Source organism: Guyparkeria sp. SCN-R1 (genome assembly GCF_003932495.1).
GTDB lineage: Bacteria > Pseudomonadota > Gammaproteobacteria > Halothiobacillales > Halothiobacillaceae > Guyparkeria.
On sequence record NZ_QZMT01000001.1, the window covers coordinates 109,750 to 123,243 of the forward strand.

The 13,494-nt window shown below is 67.1% G+C and carries 10 protein-coding genes; 6 read left to right on the forward strand and 4 right to left on the reverse strand.

Going from position 1 to position 13,494, the window contains the following annotated elements; all coding sequences use genetic code 11:
- Nucleotides 1–17: 17 nt before the first annotated feature.
- From murG to ftsZ, 6 genes are all read left to right on the forward strand, one after another.
- Nucleotides 18–1,136: an undecaprenyldiphospho-muramoylpentapeptide beta-N-acetylglucosaminyltransferase gene (gene murG, locus D5687_RS00515; protein WP_125197967.1), complete on the forward strand. Its 1,119-nt coding sequence runs from the start codon at nucleotides 18–20 to the stop codon at nucleotides 1,134–1,136.
- Nucleotides 1,136–2,572, forward strand: a complete 1,437-nt coding sequence (murC, locus tag D5687_RS00520; protein WP_240031372.1) for a UDP-N-acetylmuramate--L-alanine ligase — start codon at nucleotides 1,136–1,138, stop codon at nucleotides 2,570–2,572. Before murG ends, murC begins: the two co-directional genes overlap by 1 nt.
- Nucleotides 2,569–3,576, forward strand: coding sequence for a D-alanine--D-alanine ligase (locus D5687_RS00525; RefSeq protein WP_125197799.1), 1,008 nt, complete (start codon nucleotides 2,569–2,571; stop codon nucleotides 3,574–3,576). The genes murC and D5687_RS00525 overlap by 4 nt, the downstream gene beginning before the upstream one ends.
- The gene (locus D5687_RS00530) at nucleotides 3,576–4,385 is read left to right on the forward strand and encodes a cell division protein FtsQ/DivIB (protein ID WP_125197800.1); all 810 of its coding nucleotides are present in this window, start codon (nucleotides 3,576–3,578) and stop codon (nucleotides 4,383–4,385) included. The genes D5687_RS00525 and D5687_RS00530 overlap by 1 nt, the downstream gene beginning before the upstream one ends.
- 61 nt (nucleotides 4,386–4,446) lie before the next feature.
- Nucleotides 4,447–5,691: a cell division protein FtsA gene (gene ftsA / locus D5687_RS00535; protein ID WP_125197801.1), complete on the forward strand. Its 1,245-nt coding sequence runs from the start codon at nucleotides 4,447–4,449 to the stop codon at nucleotides 5,689–5,691.
- 46 nt (nucleotides 5,692–5,737) lie between these two features.
- On the forward strand, nucleotides 5,738–6,895 hold the full coding sequence (ftsZ, locus tag D5687_RS00540; RefSeq protein WP_240031373.1) for a cell division protein FtsZ: 1,158 nt from the start codon (nucleotides 5,738–5,740) through the stop codon (nucleotides 6,893–6,895).
- Between the two features lie 120 nt (nucleotides 6,896–7,015).
- Here the strand turns inward: ftsZ and D5687_RS00545 are convergent, their stop codons facing one another.
- The 4 genes from D5687_RS00545 to D5687_RS00560 form a co-directional block, all read right to left on the reverse strand.
- Entirely contained in the window at nucleotides 7,016–7,477 is a 462-nt protein-coding gene (locus tag D5687_RS00545; RefSeq protein ID WP_125197802.1) for an RDD family protein, read from the reverse strand.
- On the reverse strand, nucleotides 7,474–10,938 hold the full coding sequence (mfd, locus tag D5687_RS00550) for a transcription-repair coupling factor (protein WP_125197803.1): 3,465 nt from the start codon (nucleotides 10,936–10,938) through the stop codon (nucleotides 7,474–7,476). Before mfd ends, D5687_RS00545 begins: the two co-directional genes overlap by 4 nt.
- Nucleotides 10,939–11,164: 226 nt before the next feature.
- The gene (locus D5687_RS00555; protein WP_125197804.1) at nucleotides 11,165–11,398 is read right to left on the reverse strand and encodes a hypothetical protein; all 234 of its coding nucleotides are present in this window, start codon (nucleotides 11,396–11,398) and stop codon (nucleotides 11,165–11,167) included.
- A gap of 97 nt (nucleotides 11,399–11,495) precedes the next feature.
- A complete protein-coding gene (locus tag D5687_RS00560) occupies nucleotides 11,496–13,493 on the reverse strand; it encodes a monovalent cation:proton antiporter family protein (RefSeq protein WP_158611697.1) in 1,998 nt (665 codons plus the stop codon).
- Nucleotide 13,494 lies beyond the last annotated feature (1 nt).

The window sequence follows — 13,494 nt, forward strand, 5'->3', positions numbered from 1 at the left end:
GCGCGGTGATCTACGTCATGGCCGGCGGTACCGGCGGGCACGTGGTGCCGGCACTGGCGGTGGCCGGTGCACTGGCCGAGCGCGGCTACGCCATCCGCTGGATGGGCACCGAGCGCGGCATCGAATCGCGCCTGGTCCCAGAGGCCGGCTACCCGATCGACTACCTCGCAATCGGCGGCCTGCGCGGCAAGGGGCTGGCCACCCGGCTGGCAGCGCCCTTGCGGCTGCTGCACGCCGTCTGGCAGGCCGGCCGGCTGTTGCGCCGTCACCGCCCCGCTTTGGTGATCGGCATGGGCGGCTTTGCCGCCGGGCCGGGCGGACTTGCGGCCTGGCTGTTGCGCCGGCCGCTGGTGATCCACGAACAGAACGCCATTGCCGGGCTGACCAACCGGGTGCTCTCCCGCTTGGCCCGCGTGACGCTGGCGGCCTACCCGAAGGCCTTCGGGAAGGCGCTGGCCTCAAGCCAGGTGGTGGGCAACCCCGTGCGTGCGGAAATCGCCGCCCTGCCGGAGCCGGCAAGCCGGTTCGAGGGTCGTGGTGGGCCGGTGCGCGTGCTGGTCCTCGGCGGCAGCCTGGGCGCCCAGGCGCTCAACGAGGCCGTGCCTCAGGCCCTGGCGGGGATCAGCCAGGAAACCGATCTCATCGTGCGTCACCAGGCGGGGCCACGTCACCTGGAGAAGGCAGTCGCCCATTACGAGTCTGCCGCTTGGGGTGCCGACAGTCGTCACGAGGTATCGGGCTACATCGACGACATGGCCGAGGCCTTCGGCTGGGCGGATTTCGTCATCGCCCGGGCGGGCGCCATGACCGTTGCCGAGATCGCCGCTGCAGGTATCGGCGCACTGTTCGTGCCGTTCCCACACGCCGTCGACGATCACCAGCGATTCAATGCCGCCTGGCTGGTTGATCAGGGTGCCGCTCGGCTCTTGAACCAGCGCGAGGCGGACGTCGACACCCTGGCACGCCTGCTCGAGCCGCTGCTGGCCGACCGGGCCGCCTTGCTCGACATGGCGACACGTGCCCGCGAGGCGGCCGTGCCCGACAGCACCGCGCGGATCGCGGCGATCTGCGAGGACGTGATCGCCGGGAAAACCCCAGACAACCAACCAGACAATCAATCCGGGGAGGGCCGGTAATGGATGCAGTGACAGCCGATTTCGCCCCGGTCGCCCAGGTGCGCATGCGCAAGGTGCGCCACCTGCACTTCGTCGGTATCGGCGGGGCGGGCATGAGCGGTATCGCCGAGGTGCTGCACACGCTGGGCTTCGTGGTGTCCGGCTCGGACATGAACGAATCGCCGGCGGTGCGGCACCTGCGCGAGCTGGGCATCGAGGTGTTCATCGGTCATGCCACGGAGAATCTCGCCGGGGCCGACGTGTTGGTAGTCTCGACCGCGATCGCCGCGGACAACCCGGAGCTGTTGGCGGCGCACGAGCGGCGCATGCCGGTGGTGCGTCGTGCCGAGATGCTCGCCGAGATCATGCGGTTTCGGATCGGGTTGGCGGTCGCCGGCACCCACGGCAAGACCACCACCACCTCGCTGTTGGCCGCGATCATGGCCGAGGCGGGGCTCGATCCCACCTACGTGATCGGCGGCAAGCTGCTATCCAGCGCCTCGAACGCGCGCCTCGGCCGGGGTGAATACCTGCTCGCCGAGGCCGACGAGTCGGATGCCTCCTTCCTGCACCTGCAGCCGCACGTCGCGGTGGTCACCAATATCGACGCCGATCACCTCGAGACCTACGACAACGATTTCTCGCGCCTGCTCGATCACTTCGTCGAATTCCTGCACAACCTGCCGTTCTACGGGTTGGCGGTGCTGTGTGCCGATGACAGTCACACCATGAGCATCGTCGACCGGGTGGGTCGGCAGGTGCTGACCTATGGCATCGACGCGCCGGCCGACGTGCGCGCCACGGCCATCCACAGTGACGGCTTCGAGTCGAGCTTCGAGGTCAGCCTGCCGGGCGGCGAGTCGTGGCATTGCCGCCTGGCGATGCCGGGACGGCACAACATCCTGAATGCCCTGGCGGCGATTACCGTGGCCCACGATCTGGGCGTCGAGGGCGAGGCGATCGTCCGGGCATTGGCCGGCTTCAAGGGCGTCGGACGTCGCCTCGAGCGGCGCGGCTCGCTTGCCTTCACCCATGGCAGGCGGATGCTGCTGGACGACTACGGCCACCACCCGCGCGAGGTTGCCGCCACCCTGGCGGCGGTGCGCGATGCCTGGCCGGACGAGCCGCTGCTCCTGATCTTCCAGCCGCATCGCTATACCCGCACCCGCGACCTGTTCGAGGACTTCGTCGAGGTGCTTTCGCAGGTGGACCAACTGATCCTGATGGAGGTCTACGCCGCCGGGCAGCAGCCGATCGCCGGTGCCGACGGGCGCAGCTTGGCCCGGGCGATCCGTGCCCGCGGCCAGGTCGACCCGGTCTTTGTCGCCGAGCCGGCCCAGGTGGTCGAGGTGATCGACGACATGGTCCGCGAAGACGGCATTGTCCTGACGCTGGGTGCCGGCAATGTCGGCAGCCTGCCGGGGTTGCTGCTCGAGCACTGGGAGGACCGGGCATGAACGAGCAGGCACAACAGGCACAAGCACAAGCCCTGGGGCGCGTGATGGTGCTGATGGGCGGCTGGTCGGCCGAGCGGGAGGTCTCGCTCGCCAGCGGTCGGGCCGTCCACGAGGCATTGATCTCCCGCGGCGTGGATGCGATCGGCGTCGATCTGGATCGCGCCGGTGCCCAGGAACTGGGCCATCGCCTGCTGGCCGAGCGGGTCGATCGGGTCTTTATCGCCTTGCACGGTCGTGGCGGCGAGGACGGTCAGGTTCAGGCACTGCTGGAACTGGCCGAGATGCCCTACACCGGCAGCGGCATGGCCGCCTCGGCCATTGGCATGGACAAGGTGATGTGCAAGCGCATCTGGCAGGGCGCGGGACTGGGCACGCCCGCCTTTGCCATGGTCGACAGCCTCTCCGCGGCACGCGAGGCCGCCGAGGCGCTGGGTTGGCCGGTAATTATCAAGCCGACGGCGGACGGTTCCAGCGTCGGCGTGAGCAAGGTCGATGACCCGGCGGGTGTCGAACCGGCGTTCCGCGAGGCCGCCGCCCATGGCGAGGTGATGGTCGAGCAGTTCATCGCCGGTGGCGAGTACACGGTCGCGATCCTCGGCGAACAGAGCCTGCCGGCGATCCGGATCGAGGCGAGCGCCGAGCATGCCTTTTACGACTACCAGGCCAAGTACGAGGCCGAGGACACCGGCTACCGGATTCCCTGTGGCCTTTCGGCCGAGGAAGAGGCCCGGCTGGCCGAGGCGGCCCGGGCGGCATTCGGCCTGATCGGTGCCCGAGGCTGGGGCCGCGTTGATTTCATTCGCGACGCCGAGGGGCGGCACTGGTTGATCGAGGTAAACACAGTCCCCGGGATGACCAGTCATTCGCTGGTACCCATGGCCGCGCACGCGGTCGGGATGGACTTTCCGGGGCTGTGTGTCGCCATTCTCGAGCAGACCCTGGGCAGCCGGCCCCACCCGGCCGGGGTGTCCACGGGAGGTGAGTCGGCTGATGGAGCGGTTTGATGACAACGCGACGTGCCTCCCGGGTACGGCCCCGCGGGCCGAGCTGGCGCGAGCGCTGGACGGCGTTCGTTACGGGCCTGCGGGTGGTGTTGCGCTGGGCCTGGCGGATCGGACTGTGGCTGGCCTTTGTCGCCGCGGTGGCACTGGTCTCTCAGCGGGTCTGGCTCAAGCTCCAGTCGCCGGTGGCGGCACTGGAGATCGACGGGGCCAATCGCTTCGTCACCCAGGAGCAGGCCCGTCAGGAACTGTGGCCCGCGCTTGGACAGGGGATCTGGAGTGTGGATATCGCGGCGTTGCGCGAGCGATTGCTCGAGGACGGCTGGCTTACCGAGGTGCGTATTACCCGGCAATGGCCGGATCGGCTGCTGGTGAGTCTGCAGACCCATCAGCCGATCGCCGCCTGGAACGGGGACCGGTTGCTGAGCGCTTCGGGCGCGGTGTTCGCCCCACAGCGGCGACCCGTCGATCTGAGCCTGCCGCGGCTGGCCGGACCGACCGGAAGCCAGTGGGCCGTCTGGGAACGCTACACCAGCCTCAAGCCGGTGCTGGCCACGGTCGGATTGGAACTCGTGGGCGTGACGATGAGCCCGCGCGGCTCGCTGAGTCTCGCGCTCGCCTCCGGGGCGGTGATCCACACCGGGCAGGAATCGCTGGAGGCACGACTGCAGCGATTGCTGGACGTCTACCCGGACACGCTGGCCGGGAAGATGGACCGGGTCGAGCGCATCGACCTGCGCTACAGCAACGGCTTTGCCGTGGCCTGGCGCGAGGCGGACAGCGAAACGAACGAAAAGACAACAAACGACTGACAAGGATGTTTTGGAGCCAGGAACGAACCGAAACCATGGCAATCAAGGGCAGAAACACAGCATGAGCGCGTTGAGAAAAGGAGAGCGGGAGTTCGTTGTCGGACTCGACATCGGCACCAGCAAGGTGGCGGCCCTCGTTGGCGAATGCGACGGCGACGGGCGGTTGAGCCTGATCGGCTACGGCTCGCATCCGACCAACAAGGGGCTGCGGCGTGGCTCGGTGGTCGATATCGAGTCCACCTCGATGGCGATTCGCCGCGCGATCGACGGGGCGAGTGCCCTGTCGGACTGCGAGATCGGGTCGGCATGGGTCGGGGTCGCAGGCGATCACGTCCGCAGCCTGGACTCGCAGGGGATGACCGGCACCGGGGGGCGCGAGATCACCGACGGCGATGTCAGCCAGGTGATCCAGTCGGCCCGGGCGGTGAAGATCCCCGATGGCCAGCAGATCCTGCATTGCGAGCCGCAGGAGTTCCGCATCGACGGGCAGGACGGTATCCGCAAACCGCAAGGCATGAGTGGCCATCGGCTGGAGGCGAACGTGCACATCGTCACCTCGGCGGCGAACAACGTGCAGAACGTGATCAAGTGCGTCGAGCGTTGTGACGTGCATGTCGAGGGCACCATCCTCGAGCCGATTGCCGCGGCCCGCGCCGTGCTCAACGACGACGAGCGCGAACTCGGGGTGGTGCTGATCGACATCGGCGGTGGCACCACGGATATCGCGATCTATACCGGCGGGGCACTGCGTTATGCCGCCGTGCTGCCGATCGCCGGCGAGCAGATCACCAACGACCTTTCCTACGGCCTGACCACGCCGCCGGCCGAGGCCGAAAAGATCAAGATCAACCACGCCAACCTCGGTGCGCTGGACGAGCGCGAAGCCTCACGTGCCATCGAGGTGCCGGGGGTTTCCGGTCGCCCGCCGCGGCGCATTCCGCAGGAGACGATGATGCGCATCGTCCGCCCACGGGTGGAGGAGCTCCTTTCCTACGTGCAGGAGGAGATCCGCCAGTCGGGTTGCCAGAACCTGGTGAACGCCGGCGTGGTGCTCACCGGCGGCACGGCACAGATGCCGGGCTTCGTCGAGTTGGCCGAAGATTTTCTGCAGATGCCGGCCCGACTGGGGACCCCCCAGGGTGTGGTCGGCAATCTGGACGCCTTGGGGGACCCGGCGAACGCCGCCGGGATTGGTTTGATGCTGCACGGGCTGCAACAGGCCCGCGAACAAACGGCCCATGGACCGGCAACGGTCCATGGAAATGTTCTGGAACGCCTGAAGGGCTGGTTCCGCGATCACTTCTGATTCACACCACTTATCTGAATGCCACGCGAGAGAAGGAGATGACACCATGAGCAACTGGACTATGGCCGAAATGCAGACCGAAAGCGCCAAGATCAAGGTTATCGGTGTTGGTGGGGGCGGCGGCAACGCCGTGGCCCACATGGTCACGCAACACATCGAGGGCATCGAGTACATCAGTGCCAACACCGATGCCCAGGCGCTGGTGAAGAGCAACGCGCCGTCGCAACTGCAGATCGGCGCGAACATCACCAAGGGTCTCGGCGCAGGCGCCGACCCGGAACTGGGCCGCCAGGCCGCCCTCGAGGATCGCGAGCAGATCCAGGAGGCAATCTCCGACGCCAACATGCTGTTCATCACCACCGGCATGGGTGGTGGCACCGGCACCGGTGCGGCGCCGGTAATCGCCCAGATCGCCCGTGACATGAACATCCTCACCGTCGCGGTAGTAACCCGGCCGTTCTCCTTCGAGGGCAAGAAGCGCACTAGCGTGGCCATGGAAGGCATCCAGGAACTCGAGGACAACGTCGACTCGCTGATCGTCATCCCGAACGACCAGCTCACCGCAGTGATGGGCAAGCAGGCCGCCCTGCGTGATGCCTTTGCCGCCGCCAACGAGGTGCTGTTCACCGCCGTGGCCGGTATCTCCGAGCTGATCACCCGTCCGGGTGAGATCAACCTCGATTTTGCCGACGTGCGGGCGATCATGACCGAGAAGGGCACGGCCATGATGGGCACCGGCATCGGCACCGGCGACAATCGCGCCGCCGAGGCAGCAGAAGCGGCCATTCACAGCCCGCTGCTCGACGACATCAACCTCACCGGCGCCGAGGGCATCCTGGTCAACGTCACCTCCAACGGCGACCTGTCGATCGGCGAGTTCATGGAGATCGGCGAGATGGTCCAGGAGTTGGCCGGCGACGAGGCGGTGGTCAAGGTGGGCACCGCAGTCGACGACGAGCTCGACGGTCAGCTGCGCGTCACGCTGGTGGCCACCGGGCTGTCTCGGATCAAGAACGTCAACGCCGAGTCGAGCAAGCCGCGCGTGGTGATCGACAATGCTCGCCGCGAGGAGTCGAACGAGTCGAGCGAGCCGTCGCACGCCGAGGTCCAGCAGGCCTACGCCGGCACCGCCCATCGCGGCAACACCGCGATCAACCTCGACACCATCGACATTCCGTCGTTCCTGCGCCACCAGGCGGACTGAACGACGGCCCCCGGTTGATTGCCGGGGCAAAACTCGCGAGGCAAACCAAAGGCCCCGGGACATGAGTCCGCGGGGCCTTTCTTTTTTTGGCTCGCTCTCTGTGGGGTCGGCTGGATTGTCTCAGCCGCCGGGCAGCAACTGCACTATCCGCATGGCCTGGCGATCGTCGATCCAGCTGCGGCGCTGTGGGTCGCGGCGGGCGGCGAAGAACAGCAGGCCAAGTGTCGCGAGACTCAGCACGCCGAAGCCGAAGCGCGCCAGCATCGGCCCCAGGCAAGCGCCGCTGCGCTCACGGATCAGAAGCAGGCGCCAGACCTTCATGCCGGGCGTCTGGCCGAATCGGCACCAGAAGAACACGAAGTAGGCCGCGATCCAGGCGAGTAGGTAGAGGCGGAACAACCACTGGATTGGCCCTTCCGGTGGGACGGGCTCGCCGCCGGTGAACACCAGGGCGATGAACGTCGCCAGGATCACCACGGCGATGACGAACAGCATGTCGTAGAAAAGCGCCGCGACACGTCGCCACAGCGGGGCAGTGCGCGCAGGGCGCTTGGGCGCGTCGTTTTTGCTGGAGTCGGTCATGTGTTGGACTTCGTGGGCTCGGGCAGGGCGAGGTCCTGCAGGATGGCCTCGATGGTCTTCAGGCGCTCGTCGAGCGCCGGCATTTCCCGGTTAAATCGCAGGGTGTCGGCCGACAGTCGATAGGTCTCCGGGGCGGCCTGCACGGCGGCGACCAGCTTGGCCGGGTCGATGCGGGCGTTCTCGCCGAAGATCAGGCGGCCGCCCCGGGCCGTGAGCTCGAGCTTGGTAATGCCGATCCGCCGGGCACGGATGCGCAGCCGGTGGGTCTCGACAAGGGCGACGACCGGCTCGGGCAGCAGGCCGAAGCGGTCGATCAGCTCCACCTTGAGCTCGTTGAGCGCCTCGTCGTCCGTCGCCGTCGACAGGCGCTTGTACAGTGTCAGGCGGGTATGCACATCGGCGACGTAGTCCTCGGGGATCAGCGCAGGCTCGCCCAGCTCAACCTCGGTGCTGATGTTCTGCATCGGCGCGTCCAGTGCCGGCTCACGCCCCTGGCGGATGGCGGCGACCGCCCGGTCGAGCAGTTGCATGTAGTAACGGTAACCGACTTCGTGCATCTGCCCGGACTGCCCGGAGCCCAGCAGCTCGCCGGCGCCGCGGATCTCGAGATCGTGCGTGGAGAGTGTGAAGCCCACGCCCAGATCCTCGAGCGCGGCGATCGCCTCGAGGCGCTTCTGCGCATCCGGGGTGAGCTGGCCCGGTTCCGGGGTGATCAGGTAGGCGTAGGCCCGGTGATGCGATCGGCCGACTCGGCCGCGTAACTGGTGGAGCTGGGCCAGGCCGAACTTATCGGCGCGATGGATTAGGATCGTATTGGCCGTGGGGATGTCGATCCCCGACTCGATGATCGTGGTCGAGACCAGCACGTTGAAGCGCTGGTGGTAGAAGTCCGACATCACCTGTTCGAGCCCGCGCTCGCCCATCTGCCCGTGGGCGACGCCGATGCGTGCCTCCGGGACGATCTCCTCGACCAGGCGGGCCATGCGGTCGATGCTCTTGACCTCGTTGTGCAGGAAGTAGACCTGCCCGCCGCGCTTGAGTTCCCGCTGGATTGCCTCGCGGATCTGTACTTCGTCCCAGCGGAGGATCACGGTCTTGACGGCTAGTCGCTCGCGCGGCGGGGTGGCGATGATCGACAGGTCCCGTATGCCCGAGAGCGCCATGTTGAGCGTGCGCGGGATGGGCGTGGCGGTCAGGGTCAACAGGTCGACCTCGGCGCGCAGGGCCTTGAGCCGCTCCTTGTCACGCACGCCGAAGCGCTGCTCCTCGTCGATGATCACCAACCCGAGGTTGGCGAACTCGGGTGAATCGCGCAGCAGCTTGTGGGTGCCGATGACGATATCGACCTTGCCGGCCTTGATCCGCTCGCGCAACTCGGCGGTCTTCTTGCCACCCGACAGGCGCGAGAGGCTCTCGATGGTCACCGGCCAGTTGGCGAAGCGGTCGCGGAAGTTGCGCAAGTGCTGCTCGGCCAGCAGCGTGGTCGGCACCAGCACGGCCACCTGGGCGTGGTTCTCGACCGCGACGAAGGCCGCGCGCATCGCCACCTCGGTCTTGCCGAAGCCGACGTCGCCACAGACGACGCGGTCCATCGGCTGGCCGGCTGCCATGTCGACCAGCACCTGCTCGATGGCCAGCCGCTGATCGTCGGTCGGTTCGAAGGCGAATTCCTCGGCGAACTGGTGGTAGTCGGCCTCGTCGACCTTGAGCGAGGTGCCCTTGCGCGCGGCCCGGCGTGCATGCACGTCCAGGAGCTCGGCGGCGACGTCATGCACCTGCTGGGCGGCGCGCTTCTTTGCCTTTTCCCATTGTCCGGAGCCCAGCCGATGCAGCGGGGCGGTTTCCTCGGCCCCGCCGGTGTAGCGCGAGATCCGCTCGAGACTCGAGACCGGTACGTAGAGCTTGTCGTCGTCGGCGTAGGTCAGCAGCAGGTATTCCTGCTGCTGGTCGTTCATCTCAAGTGTGACCAATCCCTGGAAGCGGCCGACCCCGTGATCCTCGTGGACTACGGGCGCACCGATGGCGAGATCGTCGAGGTTCTGGATGATCGCATCGGCGTCACGACCGCGACGTGACTTGGCTCGCCGTTGTGCGACTCGTTCGGCGAACAGGTTGGTCTCGCTGATCACCGCCACCGGTCGGCCGGCCGTCGGCAGGATGGCGCCGTGCTCTAGCTCGGCCACCGCGATGGTCACCGGTGCCTTGTCGGCCTCGTCCCAACCCTTGATGCCCAGCGGTTTCAGGCCAGCGGCGTTGGTCTGCTCGACCAGGGCCTGGCGCCTACCGCTGCTCTCGGCGACCAGCAGGGTATGACCATCGAAGCCGCGCACGAACTCGGCCAAACGCTCGATCACCGCCGGCTGGGCGGCGCTGCCGGCCGTCAGGTCGGGCAGCGGCCGGTCGCCGATGTCGGCGGCCTGCGGGAAACGCTCGTCCGAGCCGGCCACCAGTTGCCAGCGCGGCAGGTGCTTGAGATGTTCACCGAACTCGTCCGGTGTCTGGTAGAGCGCCTCGGGGGCGAGGATGGGGTGATCGATGTCGCCGGCACGCTGGGCAAAGCGCTCGCTGGTCTCGTGGACGAAGGCTTCGAGGGACCGCTCGACGCCGTCGAACAACAGCAGGCGCGCCGAGTCCGGCAGGAAGTCGAACAGCGTCGCGGTCGACTCGAAGAACAGCGGCAGGTAGCTCTCGATGCCAGCCGGTACCAGTCCTTCCGACACCTGCTTGTAGATGGGGGCGCTGGTCGGGTCACCGGGGAAGGTGTTGCGCCAGTTCTGGCGGAAGGTGGCGATGCCCTTGTCGGTCAGGGGGTATTCGCGGGCCGGCAGCAGGGTGATGGCCTCGACCGTTTCGGTGGAGCGCTGCGATTCGGGGTCGAAGTGACGCAGGGTCTCGATCTCGTCGTCGAACAGGTCGATGCGCACCGGTTCGTTGGCGCCCATCGGGAAGACATCGATCAGCCCGCCACGCAAGGCGTATTCGCCGTGCTGTTCGACGGTCGAGACCAGGCTGTAGCCGGCCTCCTCGAGTTGGTGACGGTAGGCTTCGCGATCGAGGCGCTGCCCGACCTCGAGGACCATGCCCTGGCCGGTGACAAAGGCCGGTGGCGGCAGGCGCTGGAGCAGGGTGGGCGCGGCGATCAGGGTCAGCCCGCGCGATTCGCCGGGCAATCGCCATAGCCTTGAAAGCCGGTCGGAGATCAGGTCCTGGTGCGGCGAGAAGCGGTCGTAGGGCAGGACTTCCCAGTCGGGGAAGATACTGGCGTCGATGCCCAGGAACGCCAGGGCGGCACGGGTGTCGTTGACCGCTCGACTGTCGGGCAGCACGGCGAGTACCGGTCGGTCCGCGGCCACGGCCGCCAGGCGCGTGGCCAGTGCTCGGCCGAGCTCGGTGTGCACGCGTAGATAGATCGGGTCGCGGTGATCGGCGGGCTGGGCGATGGACTGCTTGGCGTCGCTCATGGAGTCGGTTGCGGATCGTGGTCAAGGCGGGCCCCGTGGGGCCGGCGTGTATCAAGGCGGTCGGATTCGAAAGGCGCGATTGTCGCCCATTTGCCGCGCGGCTGCACGGGCGACGGGGTTGGTGACGACGCTGCGGGTCGTCGGTGTTGCGGGGACAAAAAAATGCGGGCCGTAGCCCGCATTCCCAGGCAGCGGTTGTCGCTGCCTTGTGTCAATCCCGATTGGATCAGGCGCGTACGTCGATCATGCTGCCCGGGCCGCCGTCCTGTTGCTCGTCACCGGCACGGTTCTGCGCCGCGGCAGTTGGCTCACCGCCGTTGACCCGGTTTTCAACGGGGTTTTCGACCGGCGTGTTACGGGTCTGGGCGCTCGGGTTGGCCGTCTGCTGATTGGACGGTGTCGAGAGCATACCGTCGGCGGCCGCCACGTTGCTGTAGCCGCTATCCACATTGGCGATCATGTCGCTTGCCTCCCCTGATATCGGGATCAGGTGTGTTTCATCGATAGTCCCATCCTAGTGAAATACCGGCACATTTCCAATTTTCCTTCCCCGACCGTCAGTCGGGCCGGCCGGTGAGCAGCAATTGTTCGGCGGTGTCGAGGGTCTCCGGCGAGCCATACAGGGTCAGCACGTCGCCTTCCTGTAGCTCGACCTCGTCGCTGGGGCTCTCGCCGCGGATGCCGTGGCGATTGATGGCGTCGACCACGACGTCGTCGTGGTCGGTCAAGAGCGCGCCGAGTCGCTTGCCAATCGCCGCGGCGCCCGGCACCAGCGCCACGTTCTTCAGGGTGCGCGGGGCGAGCAGGGCGAAGTCGTTTTCGTCCCGGGCGCGGTCGCCGTGGAAGGTGTGGCGCAATGGGGCGTAATCGGCCTGACGGATTTCCTGGATCTGGCGCAGGATCTTCGCCAGCGGCACGTCGAGCGTGCGCAGCACATGCCCGCCGAGTGCCAGGCTCATCTCGTAGACCGAGGCGACCACCTCGGTGGCCCCGGCCTCGTGGATGCGGTCGAGGTGCTCGTCGGTGCGGGTGCGCACGATCACCGGGATATCGCGGTTGTGCCCGCGGATCACCTCGATGGTCTTGATGGTCGAGGCATCGTCGAGGTGACTGATCACCACGGCGCGAGCGCGGTCCAGGCCAGCCGACTGCAGGATGTCGAGGTGGGTGGAGTTGCCGAAGTACACCCGCAGCGCGGCCTCGTTGGCCTGCTGGACGATATCCGGGTCGACCTCGATCGCGGTGTAGTCGATGCCTTCGCTCTTGAGCAGGCGGGCGACGTTCTGGCCGACCCGGCCGAAGCCGCAGATGAGCACGTGCCGGGATACGTCGCTGGCATCGGCGCGCACCTCGATGTTGTGCTCGCGCCGGCTTTTCGCATAACCCGGCACCAGTCGCTTGGCGATGACGCCGTTGTACTTGACCAGAATCGGCGTGAGCACCATCGAGAAGATCACCGTGCCCAGTACGATCTGGTGCTCCATGTCGGTCATCAAATCGGGGCTGGCGATCGAGAGCATGGCAAAGCCGAACTCGCCCCCCTGGGCCAGGACCAGGCCCGAGCGCAGCGCCACGCCGGGTGCTTCACCCATCGCCCGGCCGATCAGGAAGATGATCGCCATCTTGGCGAGGATCAGCAGGGCCAGGAACATCAATACCCAGTGGCCGATCTCGGCGAGGCCGCCGACGTTAAGCATCATGCCGATGGTGATGAAGAACAGCCCCAGCAGCACGTCGCGGAATGGCCGGATGTCGGCCTCGATCTGGTGCTTGTACTGGGTCTCGGACAGGGCGATGCCGGCGAGGAACGCGCCCAGTTCCCAGGACAGGCCGGCGGTGTTGGTCAGCCAGCCGGCGCCGAGCACGGTTAGCAGGACGGCCAGGGTGAACAGTTCGGCCGAGCGGGACTTGGCGATCTCGCGGAACAGCGGGCGCAGCACCCAGCGTCCCCCGAAGAACAGGATGATGGCGGCGAGCACGCCCGCGGCCAGGGTGAGCGTGATCTCGAGGGTCAGGTTGCCCGCGTCGCCCTCCGGCCCCGATACGCCGAGCACGGGGATGACGATCAGGAAAGGGATGACCGCGAGGTCCTGGAACAGCAGGATGCCGACGGCGTTGTTGCCGTGTCGGGAATTGACCTCCAGTTGCTCGCCGAGTTGGCGAATCACGATCGCCGTCGAGGAGACGGTCATCACCCCGGCCAGCGTGAAGGCCGCGGCCGGGGAAAAGCCCATCATCAGTGCCGCCCCGCCGGTGATCACGGCGGTGAGCAGCACCTGTGCCCCGCCCATGCCGACGACTGCCCGGCGCATGGCGATCAGTCGCGAGAGCGAGAATTCGAGCCCCAGCATGAACAGCAGGAACACCACGCCGAACTCGGCGATCAGGTGGATGTCGTGGATGTCCTTGACCAGCCCGAGCGCGTGCGGCCCGGCGAGCATGCCGACGGCGAGATAGCCGAGGATTGCGGGCAGGTTCAGACGTCGCAGGGCGACCACGGCCACGACCGAGATCAGCAACAGTGTCAGCAGGATGCCCATGGTGTCGGCTGGCATG